Source organism: Pedobacter agri (assembly GCF_032678665.1).
In the GTDB taxonomy this organism is placed as follows: Bacteria; Bacteroidota; Bacteroidia; order Sphingobacteriales; family Sphingobacteriaceae; genus Pedobacter; species Pedobacter agri_A.
The window spans coordinates 377,288-397,374 of record NZ_JAVTSH010000001.1 but is presented as its reverse complement, the minus strand read 5'-3'; the positions used below and the strand labels follow the sequence as shown (position 1 = coordinate 397,374).

At 38.4% G+C, this 20,087-nt stretch carries 17 protein-coding genes and 2 tRNA genes; 9 read left to right on the top strand and 10 right to left on the bottom strand.

Going from position 1 to position 20,087, the window contains the following annotated elements; all coding sequences use genetic code 11:
• Nucleotides 1-303: 303 nt before the first annotated feature.
• The 5 genes from R2Q70_RS01770 (at nucleotide 304) to R2Q70_RS01750 (ending at nucleotide 8,925) form a co-directional block, all read left to right on the top strand.
• On the top strand, nucleotides 304-1,476 hold the full coding sequence (locus R2Q70_RS01770; protein WP_316805969.1) for a FecR family protein: 1,173 nt from the start codon (nucleotides 304-306) through the stop codon (nucleotides 1,474-1,476).
• 213 nt (nucleotides 1,477-1,689) lie between these two features.
• Nucleotides 1,690-5,046, top strand: coding sequence for a TonB-dependent receptor (locus R2Q70_RS01765; protein ID WP_316805968.1), 3,357 nt, complete (start codon nucleotides 1,690-1,692; stop codon nucleotides 5,044-5,046).
• A 10-nt stretch (nucleotides 5,047-5,056) separates the two neighbouring features.
• Entirely contained in the window at nucleotides 5,057-6,565 is a 1,509-nt protein-coding gene (locus R2Q70_RS01760) for a RagB/SusD family nutrient uptake outer membrane protein (RefSeq protein WP_316805967.1), read from the top strand.
• A gap of 11 nt (nucleotides 6,566-6,576) precedes the next feature.
• Nucleotides 6,577-7,980: a PKD domain-containing protein gene (locus R2Q70_RS01755; protein ID WP_316805966.1), complete on the top strand. Its 1,404-nt coding sequence runs from the start codon at nucleotides 6,577-6,579 to the stop codon at nucleotides 7,978-7,980.
• Nucleotides 7,981-8,040: 60 nt separating this feature from the next.
• On the top strand, nucleotides 8,041-8,925 hold the full coding sequence (locus tag R2Q70_RS01750) for a glycoside hydrolase family 16 protein (RefSeq protein ID WP_316805965.1): 885 nt from the start codon (nucleotides 8,041-8,043) through the stop codon (nucleotides 8,923-8,925).
• A 258-nt stretch (nucleotides 8,926-9,183) separates the two neighbouring features.
• Here the strand turns inward: R2Q70_RS01750 and R2Q70_RS01745 are convergent, their stop codons facing one another.
• The 5 genes from R2Q70_RS01745 to R2Q70_RS01725 all read right to left on the bottom strand — a co-directional run bounded on the left by R2Q70_RS01745 (nucleotide 9,184) and on the right by R2Q70_RS01725 (nucleotide 13,450).
• Nucleotides 9,184-9,738: a hypothetical protein gene (locus tag R2Q70_RS01745; RefSeq protein ID WP_316805964.1), complete on the bottom strand. Its 555-nt coding sequence runs from the start codon at nucleotides 9,736-9,738 to the stop codon at nucleotides 9,184-9,186.
• Between the two features lie 87 nt (nucleotides 9,739-9,825).
• On the bottom strand, nucleotides 9,826-10,212 hold the full coding sequence (locus R2Q70_RS01740) for a helix-turn-helix domain-containing protein (protein WP_316805963.1): 387 nt from the start codon (nucleotides 10,210-10,212) through the stop codon (nucleotides 9,826-9,828).
• 106 nt (nucleotides 10,213-10,318) lie between these two features.
• Nucleotides 10,319-10,540 carry a hypothetical protein gene (locus tag R2Q70_RS01735; protein WP_316805962.1) on the bottom strand — a complete coding sequence of 74 codons (222 nt, stop codon included), beginning with the start codon at nucleotides 10,538-10,540 and terminating at the stop codon, nucleotides 10,319-10,321.
• Nucleotides 10,541-10,623: 83 nt separating this feature from the next.
• Nucleotides 10,624-12,888: a gliding motility-associated C-terminal domain-containing protein gene (locus R2Q70_RS01730; RefSeq protein ID WP_316805961.1), complete on the bottom strand. Its 2,265-nt coding sequence runs from the start codon at nucleotides 12,886-12,888 to the stop codon at nucleotides 10,624-10,626.
• 121 nt (nucleotides 12,889-13,009) lie between these two features.
• Nucleotides 13,010-13,450, bottom strand: a complete 441-nt coding sequence (locus R2Q70_RS01725; RefSeq protein WP_316805960.1) for a GNAT family N-acetyltransferase — start codon at nucleotides 13,448-13,450, stop codon at nucleotides 13,010-13,012.
• A gap of 260 nt (nucleotides 13,451-13,710) precedes the next feature.
• Here R2Q70_RS01725 and R2Q70_RS01720 point away from each other — a divergent pair, with 260 nt between their 5' ends.
• Genes R2Q70_RS01720 through R2Q70_RS01710 form a run of 3 tightly spaced genes read left to right on the top strand, consistent with a single transcriptional unit; the run spans nucleotide 13,711 to nucleotide 16,239 of the window.
• Nucleotides 13,711-14,985 (top strand): hypothetical protein, encoded by a 1,275-nt coding sequence (locus R2Q70_RS01720; protein ID WP_316805959.1) that lies wholly within the window; start codon nucleotides 13,711-13,713, stop codon nucleotides 14,983-14,985.
• Nucleotides 14,986-14,997: 12 nt separating this feature from the next.
• Nucleotides 14,998-15,990: an SPFH domain-containing protein gene (locus tag R2Q70_RS01715; RefSeq protein ID WP_316805958.1), complete on the top strand. Its 993-nt coding sequence runs from the start codon at nucleotides 14,998-15,000 to the stop codon at nucleotides 15,988-15,990.
• A gap of 9 nt (nucleotides 15,991-15,999) precedes the next feature.
• A complete protein-coding gene (locus R2Q70_RS01710; RefSeq protein ID WP_316805957.1) occupies nucleotides 16,000-16,239 on the top strand; it encodes a hypothetical protein in 240 nt (79 codons plus the stop codon).
• A 231-nt stretch (nucleotides 16,240-16,470) separates the two neighbouring features.
• On the opposite strand, the gene R2Q70_RS01705 is transcribed toward R2Q70_RS01710, so the two are convergent.
• The 5 genes from R2Q70_RS01705 to R2Q70_RS01685 all read right to left on the bottom strand — a co-directional run bounded on the left by R2Q70_RS01705 (nucleotide 16,471) and on the right by R2Q70_RS01685 (nucleotide 19,392).
• Complete coding sequence (locus R2Q70_RS01705; RefSeq protein WP_316805956.1) at nucleotides 16,471-17,964, bottom strand: arylsulfatase; 1,494 nt, start codon at nucleotides 17,962-17,964, stop codon at nucleotides 16,471-16,473.
• 319 nt (nucleotides 17,965-18,283) lie between these two features.
• A tRNA-Glu gene (locus R2Q70_RS01700) sits at nucleotides 18,284-18,355 on the bottom strand.
• Between the two features lie 74 nt (nucleotides 18,356-18,429).
• Nucleotides 18,430-18,505 (bottom strand) — tRNA-Met (locus tag R2Q70_RS01695).
• 213 nt (nucleotides 18,506-18,718) lie between these two features.
• On the bottom strand, nucleotides 18,719-19,141 hold the full coding sequence (locus tag R2Q70_RS01690; protein WP_316805955.1) for a PIN domain-containing protein: 423 nt from the start codon (nucleotides 19,139-19,141) through the stop codon (nucleotides 18,719-18,721).
• A gap of 2 nt (nucleotides 19,142-19,143) precedes the next feature.
• Nucleotides 19,144-19,392, bottom strand: a complete 249-nt coding sequence (locus tag R2Q70_RS01685) for a DUF6364 family protein (RefSeq protein ID WP_316805954.1) — start codon at nucleotides 19,390-19,392, stop codon at nucleotides 19,144-19,146.
• Nucleotides 19,393-19,455: 63 nt separating this feature from the next.
• On the opposite strand from R2Q70_RS01685, the gene R2Q70_RS01680 reads away from it, so the two are divergent.
• Nucleotides 19,456-20,052: a 2'-5' RNA ligase family protein gene (locus R2Q70_RS01680; RefSeq protein WP_316805953.1), complete on the top strand. Its 597-nt coding sequence runs from the start codon at nucleotides 19,456-19,458 to the stop codon at nucleotides 20,050-20,052.
• The last annotated feature ends 35 nt before the right edge of the window (nucleotides 20,053-20,087 follow it).

The window sequence follows — 20,087 nt, the reverse complement described above, 5'->3', positions numbered from 1 at the left end:
GCTTTAATCTTTTTGTTAAAGTTAGTGCTTCGTTAAAATTATTGCCACAAAAAGTATTATCGCAACAATCGCGTTTAGGTTACCTGGGTCTGTGCACATCAGTCATTTCTAAACCTGACATTGCGGATACCGGCCTTGTGGTTAAGGCCTGCAGGCGTATGAGCAGGTGGCAGGAACAAACAATAAAATGAAATACAGGCCTTGCTTTTCTAAAGATTTTAAAAAAAAATAAAAATATTTTCATTTCATCTACTACCTGGGCATTCCTCAGCCTACATGTATTTAATAGCCAAATATTTTGAAATGAATAAAGAGGAAGTTGCAAAACTTTTAGGAAGATACAGCGCCGGACTTTGCACTGAAGATGAAAAGGCTTTGGTAGAATCATGGCACCTGCATGAACTTTCCAATAAACATTCTGATGTAGATCATACCGAATTGATTGCTGCCCGCAAGCAAATTTGGAATGCCATTCAGGAAGAAACCCAATTACATTCGCGAAACAGAACCCAACTTTGGTTTAAACTGGCTGCGGCGGCAGTAATCCTGTTCTTTATCGGCGTGGTGATAAATTATCAGGTTAAAAAAGAATTTCCTGGAAGTCAGCAAATAAGCAATAAGGTAAACGGTGAAGTTATTTTACCTGGTGGTAATAAAGCAACCTTAACATTGAGTGATGGCTCAAAAATTTCGCTTACTGATGCGGCTAACGGCATAATTGCAAAGCAGGCCGGGATAAATATTACCAAAATTAATGGCGAATTGGTTTATAAGGTAGCTGCAGTTTCCGGCGGCAAAAAAGGTCTGTATAATACGATAGAAACGCCTCGTGGCGGGCAGTATCAGATAAACCTGCCCGATGGTACCAAGGTTTGGTTAAATGCCGAATCATCATTAAGGTATCCGGCAACTTTTGATCAATCAGAAAGATTGGTTGAACTTAAAGGTGAAGCTTATTTTGAAGTGGCCAAACGCCTGGATAAAAAAGGTTCGCGTATTCCCTTCAAAGTAAAAACTGAACTGGGCGCTGGCAGAAACCAGGAGGTTGAAGTATTAGGTACCCATTTTAACATTAATGCCTACCGAAATGAACCGAGCAATAAAACAACTTTGCTGGAAGGAAGCGTACGCATTAAAAATTTAAGTTCAAACGCCGATGGCCTGCTCAAACCCGGACAGCAATCAATTATTAGCGCATCTTCAATAGCGGTTTCTATTATAGCTGTTGATGCAGAGGAATCAATAGCGTGGAAGGATGGTTTCTTTAGCTTTAATGAAGAGAATTTAGAAACGATTATGAACAAGTTATCTCGTTGGTATAACGTAGAGATCGATTATCGTGGAAACAAAATTAATAAAACTTTTGGCGGCCGCATTTCGCGGTTTAATAGTGTGAATGAGGTTTTAGATATGCTTCAAACCACGGGCTCAGTTCATTTTAAAATTGAAGGAAGGAGGATTTTAGTTATGCCTTAAACCTATACTTTTTTCATCAAGCATTGATGATTTTAGAATAGCGCCTGAAAAAAAAACCGGAAGCGCGGCAACGCTCCCGGCCATATTTAAGGTTTTATTCTAATCGTAAAACTGTGAGATACAACTATTCCAAACCTAATAACCAAATATATGAATTTTTATACTGAATGGTTGCCCCAACCAAAAGGGTGCCTGTTTAAATTTCTGTTGATTATGAAATTGACTTTTGTCTTGCTAATCACTTCTTTTCTCCAGCTTAGTTATGGTGCTGTTAAGGCACAAAACGTAACCTTATCTGAAAAAAATACAACGCTACTTAAAGTTTTTCGCAAGCTAAACAAAAGTGTGGGCTATAACTTTTTGTACGATCTTGATTTATTGAAAGAGGCAAAACCTGTTACCATTGAAATCAAAAATACAGACATAAAAGAAGCGCTTAAACGCATCTTTAGCGAGCAAACTTTGGGTTATACCATTAAAAATAACACCATCATTATTCATCGCAAAGCAGCTGACGGATTGCCCTTAATGATTAAATCTTTTGTTGACATCAGGGGAAAAGTGGTAGATGAAAAAGGTCAGCCAATGGCCGGTGCGAGTGTAAAAGTTAAAGGCTCTACTTTAGGTGCAGTAACTGACGAAACTGGTGCTTTTACCCTAAGGGATGTAACAGAAGGGGCAACTTTAGTAATTTCCTATATCGGCTACGAAAACAAGGAAGTAACTGCTGCAAACGGATTAACCATTGCGTTAAGTCCACAGGCTGGCTTGCTGGCTGATGCAGTGGTAATTGGTTACGGTACGCAAAAGAAAAGTGTAGTAACGGGCGCTATCGCCTCCGTAAAAGCAACTGATTTAAAAGATATGCCGGTAGTGCGAATTGAGCAATCGCTACAAGGTCGTGCTTCTGGTGTTACCGTAACTACAAGTTCTGGCCAGCCGGGCGATGGCGGAACCATCCGTATTCGTGGTACTGCAAATATCAACAACGCCAACCCATTATATGTGGTTGATGGTGTGGTGATTTACGGTGGTATTGAGTACTTAAATCAATCAGACATCGAATCGATTGAGGTGTTAAAAGACGCTGCATCGGCTGCCATTTATGGAACCCGGGCTGCCAATGGGGTAATCATCGTTTCTACGAAAAAAGGCTCAAACACAGGTCGGGTACGTGTAGAGTACAACAATTACATTGGTACACAGGCACCATCTACTCGTTTAAACCTGTTAAATGCAACACAGTATGCTACGATTTACAACGAATCGCAGCTGGCAGATGGCATCACCGCGGTTCGCTTTCCAAACCCTGCGCAATATGGCGAAGGAACAAACTGGCAGGATGCGGTTTTTAATAATAAGGCAATGATTCAAAACCACGATTTAAACATGAGTGGTGGTAATGATAAATCGATCTATTACGGATCATTCAGTTATTTTGATCAGGATGGTATTGTGGCTACATCAAACTCGAAATTTAAAAGGTTTACAGCCCGATTTAACTTCGAACATAAAATTACGAAGAACATCAAATTCGGTAATTCGATTGGCTACACCAGAATCAACTCTATCGGCGTAAGTACCAATACAGAATATGGTTCTCCATTAAGCAGGGCGATTAACATGGATCCGATTACTCCGGTTGTTGAAATGGACCCGGCTAAATACGGTTTGCCAAAATACTTAAATAACCCTGTGGTTAGAAATGAGGCTGGTTTCCCGTATGGAATTTCTGACTATGCACAATCTGAGGTATTAAATCCGGTTGCTGCTTTACAAGTAGCACAGGGAAATTCATGGAGCGATAAAGTAGTTGGCAACGCCTTTGTTGAAGTTGAATTTTTAAAAGGTTTGAAACTGAGAAGTACAGGTGGTGTGGATTTGGCTTTCTGGGGAGGACAATCTTTCCGCCCGATTTATTACTTAAACTCAATTAATCAGTCAACCTTAACCGCTTTTACCAGAGATAGCAACAGAGGTTTATTCTGGTCGTTGGAAAATACACTGAGTTACGATAAAACGATTGGAAAACATGTAATTACCGCTTTGGTGGGCTATTCTGCTCAGAAAAATAAAGGCGAAACCAACGGTGGTATTAAAGAAGGCATTCCGGTAGATAACATCAGAGATGCATCATTACAGTTTCCGGTAGCCAGAACCAATTCTGATTTTTATGGCGGCGAATATCAAAATACTTTAAACTCTATTTTCGGAAGGATTATTTACAACTATGATGAGAAATACTTATTCACGGGTATCATTCGTAGAGATGGTTCATCGCGTTTTGGCCCGAACAATAAATATGGTTACTTCCCTTCAGGTTCTGCCGGTTGGGTAGCCTCACGAGAAGATTTCTGGCCGAAAAATAGCATCGTAACTTTCTTAAAATTCAGAGGTTCTTATGGTATCAACGGTAACGATGCGATTCCTGATTTCAGTTATCTGGCAACAGTTAGCGGCGGGCGTAATTACTCGTTAGGAACAGCATCGGGTCAGGCTTTAACCAATGGCGTAAGTCCGAATGCGCTTTCTAATCCCGATTTGAAGTGGGAAGAAACTTCCTCCTTTGATTTAGGTTTTGATGCAACTTTATTTCAAGGCATTACTTTATCAACCAGCTATTTCAACAAGAAAACTTATGGCATGTTATTGCAACAGGTTGTTCCTTCGTATGTAGGTAACTCTGGTCCGTATGCCAATACAGCCGATTTATACAACCGCGGTTTTGAGATTGAACTGGGCTGGAATAAACAGGTTGGTGAGGTGAGTTTCCGTGTAGCTGGTAATGCATCATTCATTAAAAATGAAGTGACTTTATTAGGAGCCGATAAAGATTATTTACCGAGCAGACAGACCATTACCCCACAAAGTTTGGAGGTTACCCGTGTGGCTGTTGGTCAATCTGTTGATTCGTTTTTCGGCTATCAAACTGCCGGATTATTCCAGAACCAGGCAGATATCAATAATTATAAAAATAGTGCCGGAGCGTTGATTCAGCCTAACGCAAAACCTGGTGACATTAAATTTTTAGATTTAAATGGTGATGGCTTGATTAGCGATGCTGATAGAACTTTCCTTGGAAGATCAAATCCAAACTTTACCTATGGGTTAACATTCTCAGCAAAATATAAGGGCTTTGATGTTTCGATTTTCGGTCAGGGAGTTTCAGGAAACATGATTTTTAATGGTTTGAGAAGATTTGATTTAAGTCCATCAAACTACACTACCAATATTTTAAACCGTTGGACTGGGGAAGGAACAAGTAATACTGTTCCCCGTGCTACATTGGCTGATGAAAATAAAAACTACAGTCGTGTTTCGAGTTTATTCCTGGAAAGCGGCGCTTATTTCAGGTTAAAGAATGTTCAGTTGGGTTATACCTTGCCAAAGACGTTGGTTAACAAAGTAGGAATTGATAACCTGAAGTTTTATGTGATGGCTAATAACCTGTTTACTTTAACTAAATATAACGGTTACGATCCTGAAATCGGTGGTGGAAGTTTAGGTGTCGATCGTGGTTTCTATCCACAGGCAAGATCATTCTTTGTAGGTGTTAATGTTGGATTTTAATAATACTCATATGAAAATTAAACATATAAAATATTCGATAGCCATTTTGGCGATCATGCAGTTAACAGTTTCCTGCAAAAAAGACTTTTTGGAATTAACACCAAAAGGTACCGCGACGGAAGAAAATTTCTATCGCAACGAAACTGAAGTTTATCAGGGTTTAATTGCTGTTTATGATGTGATGCAATGGGGTACAAGTGGCGGTTATACCATGAAGCAACCTTTGTTAAGTGCCGCATCTGACGATTGTTGGGCAGGTGGTGGAAATGCTTCCGATCAACCGGGTTGGGTAGCTTATGATAACTTTAACATGGATTCAAGATTAGGCCCTCAGGTTGGCCTGTGGTCTAAAAACTTTACCGGCGTAAATCGTGCCAACATCATTTTAGAGAAAATTGAAAAAGCAACAACTTTAAGCGCCACCTTTAAATCAAGGGTAACTGCTGAAGCAAAGTTTTTAAGGGCTTATTTTTATTTCGATCTGGTTCGTTTTTTCGGTAACGTTCCACTGATCACAAAACAAATTCCAACAGCCGATTTGTACACGCAAACCCAGGCTGCACCTGCTGCTATTTATGCTCAGGTAGAAAAAGATTTAAGAGAAGCTTTCCCTAATTTACCAGCCACTGTAGCTTCGAATGAAAAAGGCAGAATCTCAAGAGGAACGGCAAAAGCGTTATTAGGCAAGGTTTTACTTTACCAGAATGATAACGGTAAAATTGCTGAGGCTGCAACATTGTTCAATGATGTGAATAAAGCCGGCAATGAATATGGTTATGCATTGCTGCCAAACTATGCCGATATTTTCCGTCCGGATAATAAGTTTAATGCAGAAGTGATTTTGGAAATTCCTCATTCTACGTTATCTGCATGGGGCGATTGGGGTTGGGTAAATGGCGGTGAAGGTAATGTTGCACCACAATTTATTGGTATGGATAGTTATAATGGCGATACTTATTCTGCTGGCTGGGGTTTTTGCCCGGTAACATTGGATTTGGTAAACGCTATGAAAGCTGATCCGCGTTTTGCTACTTCAATTATTGATGGAGCAGCTTTGAAAGCCGCCGGCGGAACGTACAACGCCCGTTACCAAAACACGGATTACTTCATTAAAAAATATGCGCCACTAAAGGCTTATCGCTCAAACAGTGGTGTCGCAGAATTAAACTGGCCAATTGATGAAATTGAAATCCGCGTAGCTGATACTTATTTAATGGAAGCTGAAGCTTTAGTAAGATCAGGTGGAAATGCCACACGAGCATTGGAATTGTTAACTGCAGTTCGGGCAAGAGTTGGCTTAGCGGCTGTGCCTGCAACACTTGATAACATTTACAACGAGCGCCGTTTAGAGCTTGCGTTTGAAGGCCACCGTTTCTTCGATCTGGTGCGTTCGAATAGGGCAGTTGCTACATTGGGTTCAGTTGGTTACAAGTCGGGTAAAAGTGAATTGTTACCTATCCCACAGCAAGAAATCGACCTAACAAAAGGTGTTATTAAACAAAATCCTGGCTATAATTAATTAGAAGTATCATGAAATTAAATTATATCATTAAACAAACAGCCGGATTTCTATGCCTGCTATTTGTATTAAGCTTCAGTGCTTGCAAGAAAGAAAATACAGATAAGGATCTGGATCCTGCACCAACTGCAGATCAGGTGAAATTTACTGTTACGCCGACCGCTACAAATGCCAACATCGTTACCTTGGTTAACCAATCACCTGGTTTTAAAGCCATTTGGGATTTTGGAAACGGTGCCACTGCCGATGGCAATACGGTTAGCGCATCTTACCCGTTGGCTGGAACATACAACGTAAAATTAACCATTGTTACTGCGGGTGGTTCTGTATCAAGCACCAAAGCCGTAACCATTGCAGCAACTAATCCTGCCATGTTAACTGATCCGGCTTTTACGACATTATCCGGGGGATTATCAAATGCAGCGGGATTTACCTGGGTAATTGATCAGAAATCTGCCGGCCATTTAGGCGTTGGTCCGGTAACTTCTCAGGGGCCGGATTGGTATCAGGCTGCGGCTGATGAAAAAAATGGGTTGGGCTTTTACGATGACGAGATGACCTTTAACATGAATGCGTTAAAATATACCTACGATAATAAAGGAACAACTTTTGCCAATGCAGCGAATGCGCCGGGTATTGGCGGACCAGCAGCATCAAGCGATCCGACGGTAAACTATACACCTCCAACCAATTTAACCTGGTTGGTTACTGAAACCAATGGCGTGAAATACCTTACCATTTCTGGCGGAGGTTTTATCAGCTATTATTTGGGCGTATCTCAATATCAGATCTTATCGTTAAATGAAAATGAAATGTGGTTGCGTTGCCTGGATAAAGCAAATGCCGGTAATGCCTGGTATTTAAAACTGGTTAAGAAAGGATACGTGAGGCCAGTGGTTCAAAAACCTTTGCAGGCAGCCAACTTAAGTGATGATTTTCAAGCTACTGCTAATTTTGCCTGGACTGCCGAAAATGTTGATTTTGTAAGACCTTACGATAATCCTGCAAAGTTTCCTGTAAATACCTCGGCAAAAGTCGGGTATTATGAGAAAAGAACCGGTGCTGACGGGCAGTATGGAAACCTAAATGTTACACTTCCTTACCGCTTTAACCTGACTACCACGAACAAAATCAGGCTTAAAGTTTTCTTCCCAAGTGGAAATGATTTTACTAAAACACCTGCAACAGTTTCTGTGAAATTACAAAATTCTTTATTGGGAGGTAATGCATGGCAAACACAAACTGAAATTGTAAAAACACTCACCACAGTTCAGTATAACACCTGGACGCAGCTCGAGTTTAATTTCTCTGGCATCAGCGCTCAAACGTTGTATGATAAAATTGTGGTTCAGCTTGGTGGCGAAGGTCATCCAAATCCGGGCATCTTTTACATCGATGATTTCGAATTTAAATAGAACTGCTTTAAGATCAGTTTATCCCTTTAAAGATAAACTGATCCTTTTAATTTTTACCTTATGAAAAGATCAATGAATGAATTAATGAAGAGGGGTTTTGCGGCATTGGCAATTGTAGTGATTGCATTGAGTTCATGTTCGAAAAAAACAGGAGATGACGGACCAGTTTATGTACCACCTACTCCGGCAGGTCCTCCGGTTGATAAGGGCTGGACATTTGAAAGTACACCAACCTGGGCAGATGAATTTACCAATTCAGGGGCACCACTCAGTAGTAACTGGGATTATGATACCGGTGGCAGTGGCTGGGGCAACAACGAATTGCAGTTTTATACCAATACCACTAACAATGCGCAGGTTGCAAACGGTATGTTAACCATCACGGCGAAAAAAGAAAATATGGGTGGCATGGCTTATACATCTGCTCGTATGGTTACCAGAAATAAACTCGATGCTTTATACGGTCGTTTTGAAATCAAAGCAAAACTGCCTTCGGGAAAAGGTACATGGCCGGCCATTTGGATGTTGCCAACCGATCGTTTTTACGGCGATTGGCCAAAATCAGGAGAGATTGATATTATGGAGCATGTGGGTTATGATCAGGATGTGGTTCACTTTACCACGCATACCGAAGCCTACTATTTCAAGATTAACACTCAAAAATCGAGCACCAAGAAAATCGATGGGGTAAGTACCGCTTTTCATCTGTACCGGGTCGACTGGACGCCATATGCGGTACGGGGCTATTTTGATGACGTCAAGGTTTTTGAATTTGCCAACGAAGGCAATGGTTATAAGGTTTGGCCATTTGATAAGCGCTTCCATTTGCTTTTAAATATCGCAGTTGGGGGCGATTGGGGTGGGGCGATGGGTGTTGATACCTCCATCTGGCCACAAAAAATGGATGTAGATTATGTTCGTTATTATAAAATGATAGATAAGTAATTTGCTGGTTAAGTTTGATTGTTAAAGTCGTTCCATTTGGAACGGCTTTTTTTTTCTTTAGTCATCACTCTGAATTTATTTCAGAAGGTTTGATGCTATTAAGATGCTGAAATAAATTCAGCAAGACGATTTTAGAAGAAATCCCGCCAAAAAAAAACGGGGATAAATCATACCGACCTATCCCCGTCATCTAAATTAACGCTCTCATATATATAAACAACCAAAAAGGTAATTTATTATACAGGGTCAAAAATATTTTTATTTTTTTGCTGCGGGCTTTTTCGCAGCAGCCTTTGGTTTCTTTTCTACAGCTGGTGCTTCCTCTTCATCGGCCACTTTCTTTTTAGCAGGTGTTTTGACTTTTTTTACTTCTGCAGAAGGCGCTTCAAGGGTTTCAGCTTTCTTTTTCGCAGGTGCTTTAGTTTTTTTTGAGTCAGCAGAAACAATTTCTTCTTCAACTACTGCCTTTTTCTTTGCTGGTGCTTTAGCTTTTTTTGGTTCTTCAACAGGAGTTTCTGTAGCCACTTCTTCTTTAGCTTCAGCTACTTTCGGAGTATCTACATTTTGCAAATAGATGGCTAAAATCTGCTTCAAATAAACTTCCGGCTTTGGCATATTAATCACATGACCAGGCTCTTTATCCTGCGATTGTTTGATATAGGCTGATTTAATTTTGCCCCAATCTTTCGAATAAAGTTTGATAAACATTTCTACGAATTGCTCATCTGTATATTTTTTAGGCAACCTACCCAGCACTGCCTGAATTTTTTCTTCTTTTTTATGTAATACCGCCATCGCTTTTATTTTCTGCAAAGATAACCGATATTACAGATAATCATGTAAATACGAAATTTAAACTTTTTATTAAGCAGATTGCAATCGAAATTTTGTTCCCTGGAGTTAGGCCTCTTCCAATATTTTGGTTGTTTTTCGATTTAAAACCAAACGTTCGCGATGCTGTGTTCCCCAGTTTCTCAACTCATCAATTACTTTATCAAGCGAACCACTGTAGTCTGTCAATTCATAAGTAACAGTAACCGGGGTGGTAGAAAACACCTTTCTAATCACAAACTCATTCAATTCTAAATCTTTCAATTCTTTGGATAAAATTTTCGGCGTAATCTCTCCGAGCGATTTCTGAATTTCGTTGAAACGTTTTGGACCATCCTGTAAAGCAATAATTAGCGGCAGTTTCCATTTTCCGTTTAATACATAAAGTGCGTCCTTTACCGCATTCAAGCTGGCGCTACAAGTTTCTTTTGTATGATTTTTGTTCCTAAAGGTCATGACACAAATTTACAGCTTTCCAAAAGAATATAGCTATCCTTTGGGAAAGTAGTATTATTTGGATAGCGAGGTTTGATTCCCTAAATCAAAAAGCTAAATGATTTCTCTACTTCTTTTTCCAGCCCTTCTGCATTTTCTTATAAGCTTTTTTGCTGATTTTCGATTTCTTTTTAGACCGGGATTTGCCTTTCTTTTTGCGGGCATTGATGTTATTTACCAGCGAATTTTTTACACCCAGTTTGTTTTTCTTAGTGCCTTTTTTCTTTTTCTTTTCGCCTTTTTTCTTGCCACCTTTTTTCTTTGTAGCTTTCTTTTTCTCTTTTGCCATTATTCAATTATTAATCAGTTCTGAATAATAACATCAAATATTCGCCAAAGGTTCAAAAATTTGCATTTTGTTGTAATTCATGTTTATCTGATAATCGCTACGCTACCTGATAACTTTTTATTTCCTCCGTCAGCGATAATGAGATAATAGTAAATGCCGATAGGCAAGGGCTTGCCATTTAAAGTTCCATCCCATGGATTTCCATAACCTGTAGCCGAATAAACAACACCGCCGTTGCGGTTAAAAACTTTAACCAAATCTTTTATGCCTACACTCATCACTTTCCAGTAATCGTTAATCCCATCACCATTAGGACTGAAAGAATTAAGTGCAACAATTTCGCAGTCATTTCTGATGGAAGTTTTGATTACATTAGAATAGGCAATTAAATTGCTCACACAGTTACCATTGCTTTTTATCGTACAGCTAACCTCGTCACCATCATTCAAATTATTAAGGGTTACCGAACTGGTTGCCATATCTATGTCCTTGCCGTTAACAAACCATTTGTAAGATTCTATGATGTTAACATTTTCAGCTGTTGCAGTGAAAGTGATTGGTCTGCCGAAGCAAACGGCGCCATTTGCCGATGATTCGATGTTCACAGCTGTAACTTCATTCTCCATAACACTCATTCTGATAATGTTTGATATGCCGGAAGCGATTGGAATACAATAATCGTTGTTAATAATTTGCAGTGTAACCTGATCTCCTTCTTTAAGTTCAGTTGTAGTTAGTGTTGCCGAATTATTGGTGATTTGTTCGCCATTAACCAGCCAGATATATGTAGGATTATCTCCAATATTATCGGTAGCGGCATTAAAAGTTACGGGAGTGCCTTCGCAAACGGTATTGGTAATTGTACGGATTAAAGCGTATGGAGTCTGGTAGCCGGAAACCACCAAATTTTGTTCTTTAGTTTCAACGCCATTAGACGCCGTGATGGTACTTGAACCTGTTCCGTTGATGTGGATACGCCCGTTTATAATTTCTGCAACCTGTGTATTTGAACTCGTGTAAGTAATTGGTAAACCGCTGGAGGCTCCGGGATCGAAATCCGGATCGCAAGGTGTTTTTGCTGGTATTTCAGGGAAAGCAATGCTACTAACAGAAATGACTTGAATTTTTAAAACCGTGCTACTACTGCCAAAAAGGTTATAGGCCGTAATCATGTAATCGGTTAGGGGTGAGGTGGTTATTGCTGTGCCTGAAATCGTCCCGGTTTTGGCATCGAAAATAAGCCCGGCGGGCAAATTTTTGTCAATGGTATATCCTGTAAGTGATATTTTTCTTATCAGGTTGTTCTGAAAATCGGTAATAAAAAGATTCCCCTGAATATCGAAAACAAGCATTATTGGTCCGTTAAAGCTACTGTTAGTACCAATACCATTCGAATTTCCAGCTGCACCATTTCCAGCTAATGTAGTTACTACACCTGCCGGACTAATTTTACGAATACGGTTATTCCGGTAATCGGCGACGTATAAATTATCCAAGGGATCAATTGTAATTCCCGTTGGATAATACAACCGGGCATTGGTTCCAGTTCCGTCAGTGCTGCCTGCTATGCCATTACCAGCAAAAGTAGAAACAACACCTGCAGGTGTAATTTTTCTGATTTTATTATTGCCAGCATCTGCAACATAAACATTCCCTGCACGGTCGACCGCAACGCCATCAGGATTGTTAAATGTTGCAGATGCCGCAGTTCCATCTAAACTGCCTGTAGCACCTGATCCGGCAACAGTGGTTACGAAGCCGGTGCTCGATATTTTCCTGATTTTATTGTTTTTCTGATCGGCAAGGTACAGGTCTCCAGCCAAGTCAAAATTTAATCCGCCAGGACTACTAAAGCCAGCAGTTGCACCCACGAATATCGAATTTGCCCCCGCTGTATTTATTTTATGGATGCTGTAATTATCAAAGCTCGAAATGTACGTATTTCCGACCGCATCGGCAGTAAGTCCTGTGGGTGTACCTACATATCCAATGGTACTCACTAATCCTGCCGGTGTTATCTTTCTAATCTGACCACTGCCATAATCGCAAACATAAATATTACTTTGCGCATCGCTGCCTATACCCGATGGCATATTGAAACCAGATGATAAACCAGTTCCGTTATAGGATGATGCAGAACCGCTGCCTGCGAAAGTACTTACCTGCTGATAAATGTTTGGAGGTACTGAACCGCCTGTATTGGTTGGTGATGATGGCATGATGGTAACGCCAGTAAAATAGGTTTCTGGCGATTTGTAACCAATTATTGGCGCTTGAGCCTGAGTTATTTGTCCACTTAGTAAAAGGAACAAAAATACGATTCGGGATATTGTTGTTTGGTTGTTCACGAGGGCGATTTATCCGTAATTGTATAAAATTACATAAATTGTCGAGTTTCTTCCGAACTATTTATTGCCCTTTTTTCTTATTCCTTCCTAATACTTATACAATTAGAATAATGTGTTGCGTTTACTGTAGCTCCATGGCCAGAATGGGGTAGGGTTTACCTGCTGCATCTTCGGCGAAACGCTCTGATACCGAAAAACCCAAATGTTTGTAGAACCCTACTGCTTGTTCATTTTGCTCATTAACATCTACTTTGTCTGTACCTTTTTCAGCTATAGCAAAATCTATAAATCTTTTTCCAATGCCTTTGCCGCGTTGATCAGGGTGAATGAATAACATCTGTATGGTATCGCCTGCCAAACCTAAGAATCCTGAAATAATATTATTTTCCTCAATGTAATATAGATCAACCTGATCAAAGTATTCGTTTAAAATCAATTCTTTGTAGCTCAAAATATCATCTTCTTTCAAGAAATGATGGGTGGCCCTTACCGAAGCTTCCCAAACTTGAATGAGCTGTAAATAATCTTGAGCAGAGGCTTTTATAATGGCATTTTGTTTCATAGATGAAGCTTAATTAAACTTAGATCAGGCAAGTCAGTAAATTATATACCATATTCAGTCCGTTACGGTTAAAACGATCCAATTATTGATACATTAATTTGAAATGAACTTTCGATCTAAAAAATCCGTATTTACGCTTATTTGAATAAACCCTGCGAATAATAATTTGTTCGGTGCGTATTTAAATTATGGATAAAATACTTTGTAATTGGCGTTAAACTTGCCTTCTGATTTAGCAAAGAATCAATATCACTCATTACATGGCTAAACAAATCAAAGCAATTAAATGTCCGCATTGCGGAAGTATTGGGAAAACGGAAATCAAAGCCGATCATTTTAAATGCAACAGCTGCAATACAGAATATTTTCTGGATAATGATGATATCAATATCAACCATAATATAAATTATAATTCTCCCTCACCATTTTCTGATCCATCAACTGCTAAAAAAGTAGGCTTAATAGTTGGTGGTGTGGTAATGGTATTCATTCTTTTTACGCTCGCTATTCCCTTATTATTTAGCAGTAAAAAAAGTGTTAATCGAAATGAACATGTCAGGGCAGAATTCAGTTGGTATTCTGAAGAGTTTCTGGCTTACATTAATAAAGATGGTCAGCCGATAGTGGTAGTACTTGGTGCTAAAAGGTATTCGGATAATGATAATGAAACTGGTGAGTATATCAGTTTTTACGATTTGATATCTCACAAAGAACTTAAAACACAAAAAATAGGAACATTTAATATTGCGAATAATAACGATTTCAAGTTAAAACTATTAAGCAATGGCGATTTATACGCTATAGCGGATAAATCATTTGTATTTAAAATTGATAAGGAAAATTTAGCAGCAAATAATGTTACTCAATCATTATTTAAAGATCATCCTAAATTGGCAAGCGGAATTGCGAACGCAGCGTTTGCGTATGATAGCGACGGAGAAGCTTTGAACTTAATGAGCAACGAGGGTATAAACATCTTCTTTTATCCATTAGTTAATAAAATCTACACAAAGGATGAAATAAGCATGGTTCGAAAAACTTTTGAAAAAAAGGAATTAAATGAAAAAGTTAAAACCGAATATAGTTTTTCGTTGCTTAGCAGCGATTACCCTGAAGAGAAAATACAATTGTTTAAATATACGATGAAAGATAATGAGGGTGGGCCTGATTATTATGTGCCTTTGCGCTGGATGAATTATAGGGGTGAAAAAATACTCAATTATTTTCTTTGGGATGTTCTCCGTTCTTATACAGATCTTACCCCGGGCAGGGTATATTTTAATCCTAAAATTTTATTTAGTGATAACGATTATGTAGTTATTGCTGTAAATAAAACCCCTGCAGATAAATCACCAACCAATATTCAATGTATTGATGCAAAAAACGGCAAATTAATTTTTAGCTATCCAGTTCCTACTCATGAATATTTTTATGATGGTACTCGATACAAAGATGGATTTGTGGTTAGGGCAGGAAATCTCCTCCTCGCCATTGGAATGGATGGGAAATTAATTAAAGAATTTAAAATCAAATAAGTTATGGGAATTATGAATTTTTTTAAAAATCAATTATCTCAAGTTATCGAATGGGATAATCAAAATCCGGAGATTTTGGTTTATAAATTTCCGTCTGAAAACGATGAGCTTAAAAATGCAAGTAAGTTAATTGTTGGTCCCGGTCAAGGTGTTCTTTTAGTGTATGAAGGAAAACTAACGGACGAAATAACTACTGAAGGGATTTATGACATTGAAACAGATAACCACCCGTTTATCACCACTTTATTAAAATTGCGTACTGCTTTCGAGAGTGAGCATAAGCTTAAGGTTTATTTCTATCGTACTTCTGAAAACGTAAACCAGGGTTGGGGAACGGCTCAGGCAATTAAATATGTAGATCCTGTTTATAAAATTCCGGTAGAGCTTGGTGCAAACGGTTCATTTTCTTTTGCAATTTCTGATGCAAAACACTTATTTGTTAATGTGATTGGTTCTGCCGATAACTATTCAGTATTAGATGCCAGGCAAATGTTGCAAAGTAGATTTCCGCAGGGGATAGCAGCTACACTTGCGCAAAGTGGTGTTTCCTATCAGAATATTGATGCGCAATTGCCTCAGCTATCGCAAATGATCAAAGACCAAATCAATGGTGAGGTAGCCAAATTGGGTTTTCTTTTGACTGATTTTAAGCTTAACGGAACCATGTTTGATGAAGGAACAAAAGAGCGAATTGATAGAATTGCAAATATTACTGCTGATAATTTAGCGGCGGGAGAGGGTGGATTAACTTATGTAGAGCTTGAGAAACTACGGGCACTGCGAGATGCTGCAAGAAACGAAGGTGGCCTGGCTGGCGCAGGTTTGCAGTTTGGAGTAGGGATGGAAATTGGGAAAACCTTCGATACGATTAGAAATAACCAGATTGATTCCTCTACCACAGATCCGGTGTTGAAATTACAGCAGCTCAAACTTCTGCTTGATGAAGGCATCATTACGCAAGATGAGTTTGATGAAAAAAAGAAAGATTGGTTAAGTAGATTTTAAAGATTGGTTATGAAAAAGGTTATTGGAATTATTATCGTCCTGTTAGTTATCGCCTTTTTGGGCATAATAGGTTTAAGGATTTGGGGTGTAGAAATTGTTAGTCTTCAAACCATTTTAAAAAGTAGTGCCACCTTACTTATTTTAGGCAGTTCCATTGTTATCCTAATTATTTGTTATGGCTTTTATTTTAAAAACCCTTCAAAAGGATATGACAGGTCTGTAGGCAATCGGGCTCATCCTAAATTATAACGCTGAAAACAAGTGTTTATGTGGGTGGGTAGCTTTTGAATAAAATTGCAAGGAAATAGGGCATTTTTTTTCCAAAAATAGGAGAAGTTTGATTGTGGGAGGCTTAGGCAATACCTCATCTTGCGAGTATAAATAATATTGTTTAGAAAAAGGCCCAATCGGGGCATATAATCCATTTCATTTTTTGTACTTGTTAGCCCAATAACATCACATTAATGTTTTGAAGATAATTTATCGATTGCTATACCCTTGTTCTTTTTGCTTTTCCAGCAAAATTTTAAGTTCTTTTACCACTTCAGGATATTTTTCGTAAAGATTATTGGTTTCCCGTTCATCTCGTTCCATGTTGTAAAGTTGGCCAGAAGATTCATCTAATTTATTGCTCAAAAATTCTGCGCCACTGCCCTGGCCGTCTATCAACTTCCATTTTCCTTTTCTAATGGCGAAAGTACCATTAGCGGAGTGATGAATAATACTTTTTCTAACAGCTTTATTTTTTCCTTTTAATAATGGCAATATGTTATAACTGTCGGGTCCGGAAGTTTTGGCGATGGTTTGACCGGTAATTGCCGCCATAGTGGCCATTAAATCAGTCAGGCAAATGATTTGTAAACTTGTACTATTTGCCTTTACAAATGTTGGCCATCTCACTATAAATGGAATATGATGGCCGCCATCCCATATATCCTTTTTTTGCCCCTTGAAGATATAATTTGCCTGGTGTAGCGGGTACGTCGCAGCATCTGAATTATTCCAGTTCGCTCCATTATCAGAAGTAAACACAACTAATGTATTTTTGCTTATGCCTAGGCTATCTAATGTTTTCATAATTTGACCTACTGCATCATCCGTATGCATAACGAAGTCGCCATAGATGCCGGCATTAGATTTGTTTTTGAAGGCTGCAGCTGGCAGCCACGGGGCATGCGGACTGGTTAATGGTAGGTAAAGAAAAAATGGTTTAGCATCGTAAGTTGCTTTTGTAATATAGTTTTTGGCTTCATTAATGAAAATATCCAATGTTTTCTCAATCGCAAAGTCATCTGCTGCTAATCCTGCAGTCCAAAAAACACCCCTGGGACTGGAGTTACCCTCAAACGGAATCATTTTAGCATTGGTAGATAAACCATTTTTTAAAAAGGTGTATGGTGCCATATCCAAAGAACCAGGAAGGATGTAGCTATAATCAAAGCCTAGTTGATTTGGGCCACTTTTTATCGGAGCAGCGAAATTTATGTTCTTTGGATTTTCATTTTTTCCAATTGTATTTTGCAACATTGTGGAAGTATCCGCATTTTTTGTCCAGCCTAATCCCAGATGCCATTTTCCAATAATTGCCGTTTGGTATCCGGCAGCTTTTGCCAGGTTTGCAACAGTATAACGGGTTTCTTCAATTAATGGCGGATCATAACCTTTTAACACGCCATTTTTTAAAGATGACCTGAAAGCATACCTCCCGGTGAGTATGCCGTAACGGGTTGGTGTGCAAACTGAAGATCCAGAATGTGCATTCGTAAATATTGCGCCTTCACTTGCCAGGCGGTCTAGGTTTGGTGTGCTTATTTGAGAATTACGATTAAACTTTTTGATATCTCCATAGCCAAGATCATCTGCCAGGATGTAGATAATGTTTGGTTTTTGTTTAATGTTTTGCGTATATCCGCTTTGGCTGGATAAGGTAAATAAAAGCAGGATGCTTAACAGAGCGTAATAAATCTTTTTCATTAGCATTCATTAAAAGGTTATTAGCCATATACTTTTCAATTAACATAAGCTGGTTGCAGCCTTTGCTATTACTATTTGTTATTGGTTCGAACTTTTAAAGAATATGGATTGCTTTTCTAATATCTATTTAATTGTTGATTTGGACAAATGATGAACAAGATTTTTCACTCGACTTATATAAGCGATATTTGAACTAAAAGGCTATAGCTATAGCTAGCTAATCTATTTGCCTGTAACAACTTAAGGCTACCAGAGGGCAGGAAAAATAAAAGGCCGTAAATTTTAAATTTACAGCCTTTTTTCATTTGTGATAAACTTGTAGCCCGTAGGGGAATCGAACCCCTGTTTCCAGAATGAAAATCTGGCGTCCTCACCCCTAGACGAACGGGCCATTTTCAATTTTAGAGTTTAGATTTTAGAATTGTTTCAAATCTAAATTCGTAAATCTACCATCGTCAATCTACTTGGTAGCGGGGACACGACTCGAACGTGCGACCTTCGGGTTATGAGCCCGACGAGCTACCAACTGCTCCACCCCGCACTCTATATCTTCAAAAGATTCCTCGTTTGAAGGAGTGCAAAGGTATATAATATTTTCAGTTTTCAAAAGGCTTCTCGAAGATTTTTGAAATAAATAAATTATCTTGTTGATTTTTAGTGAATTATTTTTGCAGCCGCTGATTTTTGTTGATCCTGAAAAAAATGGGTACGAAAAACTTCCGGCAGGTAGGGCCTGGTAATGTTGAAGATTCCACTATTTACTGCTTAGTAAAGCTATTGCTTCCGTTGGTGTTAAAACTGGTAAGGTGCTTTTCTTAAAGTCTTTAGTATTACGAGTCACGATAAAATCAATATTAGGTACTGTCAATGCAGAATAATACTGTATTGCATCTTCATAATCTTTAAAATCTGTTTTTAAAGACTGCCGTATTACCTGATTGCTGACGTCTGTAATCTCAGTTATTTCTGCTAAATTTTCCAATAATTTTATAGTTGCGTTATTAGTTAGTGACTGACGAAGAACGTAATAGATATTATTGTACGAGACAGCGGATATATGAATTCTAATTCTCCCTTCTAGCGACATGTTAAAAAGCTTGGCGGCATCTAGGGAAAAAGGTTGTCTGTTGGCTAAAAAATCAATGACAACGTTAGTATCCATAAAGATCTGCTTCATTGCTAGAGTTTGTGTTTTTTTGTCAAAGCATTTCCTAAATCTTTTTTGTAATCATAATCCTGAGGTAACTTAATTACCCCCATCATTTTCATTACTTTTGGCGATAGCTTTTCTGTGGTATCTTCAGGTGTAGCAATTGATTTTAGATAGTTCTCTACAATATCTGAAAGACTCTTTCCTCTTTGACGTGCATATTTCTTCGCAGAACTGATTACGCTATCTTCCATTGTTAATGTAAGCTTAGTGGTCATACGTGTAAGTTTATAACCAAATATACGTGTTTTATTGCAATTAGAAAATTGGTAAATTTAAATATGGGGGATCACATATATAATGAGTATTTGGGTATAATAAGTCCAAACAAGTCTGTTAAATCTGATATAGAAAGTATGAAAAAAAGATGTAAGGATGATTATGGCTGGACGTCTTCTGCTGCTCATTTTACGGTCTTTAATTTACTGCAGCCAACTTCAAATGAAAAAAGATTTCTTCTATGTTTTGAAAGGAATATCTCAAATATTTCACCCTTTGAGATAAACCTCTGTGGTTTTGATTATTTTTCTGGGCCTACTTATACGCTTTATGTGAAGCTGAAAGATGAAAATGAGTTTTCAAAACGGGTACAATATATTAGGAAATTTTGCAAACCAATATTGAAGTCAGTAAAAAATTACTTGCCTCGTTATAATACAAAAAATGCTCATTTAACTATTGTTAAAGGAATTTCAATGTTTGATTTCTTAAAGGCGTGGCCAAGTTGGGAAAATCTAAGATATGAATCTAGTACAACTGCAGATCGTATTTTATTGTTAAAAAGGCCATTTACGGAAGCCAATCCTAACTTCGAGATTATTGGTGAGTATCCTTTTTTAGGACAAGGTCCGTTAAAACCTCAAATAACATTATTTTGAATAAAAAATCCCGCCTTATTTATCATAAAGCGGGA

Coding starts and splice junctions, on each gene's coding strand:
- R2Q70_RS01770 (WP_316805969.1), top strand. CDS start 304: ATGAATAAAGAGGAAGTTGCAAAACTTTTAGGAAGATACAGCGCCGGA.
- R2Q70_RS01765 (WP_316805968.1), top strand. CDS start 1,690: ATGAAATTGACTTTTGTCTTGCTAATCACTTCTTTTCTCCAGCTTAGT.
- R2Q70_RS01760 (WP_316805967.1), top strand. CDS start 5,057: ATGAAAATTAAACATATAAAATATTCGATAGCCATTTTGGCGATCATG.
- R2Q70_RS01755 (WP_316805966.1), top strand. CDS start 6,577: ATGAAATTAAATTATATCATTAAACAAACAGCCGGATTTCTATGCCTG.
- R2Q70_RS01750 (WP_316805965.1), top strand. CDS start 8,041: ATGAAAAGATCAATGAATGAATTAATGAAGAGGGGTTTTGCGGCATTG.
- R2Q70_RS01740 (WP_316805963.1), bottom strand. CDS start 10,212: ATGACCTTTAGGAACAAAAATCATACAAAAGAAACTTGTAGCGCCAGC.
- R2Q70_RS01735 (WP_316805962.1), bottom strand. CDS start 10,540: ATGGCAAAAGAGAAAAAGAAAGCTACAAAGAAAAAAGGTGGCAAGAAA.
- R2Q70_RS01725 (WP_316805960.1), bottom strand. CDS start 13,450: ATGAAACAAAATGCCATTATAAAAGCCTCTGCTCAAGATTATTTACAG.
- R2Q70_RS01720 (WP_316805959.1), top strand. CDS start 13,711: ATGGCTAAACAAATCAAAGCAATTAAATGTCCGCATTGCGGAAGTATT.
- R2Q70_RS01715 (WP_316805958.1), top strand. CDS start 14,998: ATGAATTTTTTTAAAAATCAATTATCTCAAGTTATCGAATGGGATAAT.
- R2Q70_RS01710 (WP_316805957.1), top strand. CDS start 16,000: ATGAAAAAGGTTATTGGAATTATTATCGTCCTGTTAGTTATCGCCTTT.
- R2Q70_RS01705 (WP_316805956.1), bottom strand. CDS start 17,964: ATGAAAAAGATTTATTACGCTCTGTTAAGCATCCTGCTTTTATTTACC.
- R2Q70_RS01690 (WP_316805955.1), bottom strand. CDS start 19,141: ATGAAGCAGATCTTTATGGATACTAACGTTGTCATTGATTTTTTAGCC.
- R2Q70_RS01685 (WP_316805954.1), bottom strand. CDS start 19,392: ATGACCACTAAGCTTACATTAACAATGGAAGATAGCGTAATCAGTTCT.
- R2Q70_RS01680 (WP_316805953.1), top strand. CDS start 19,456: ATGGGGGATCACATATATAATGAGTATTTGGGTATAATAAGTCCAAAC.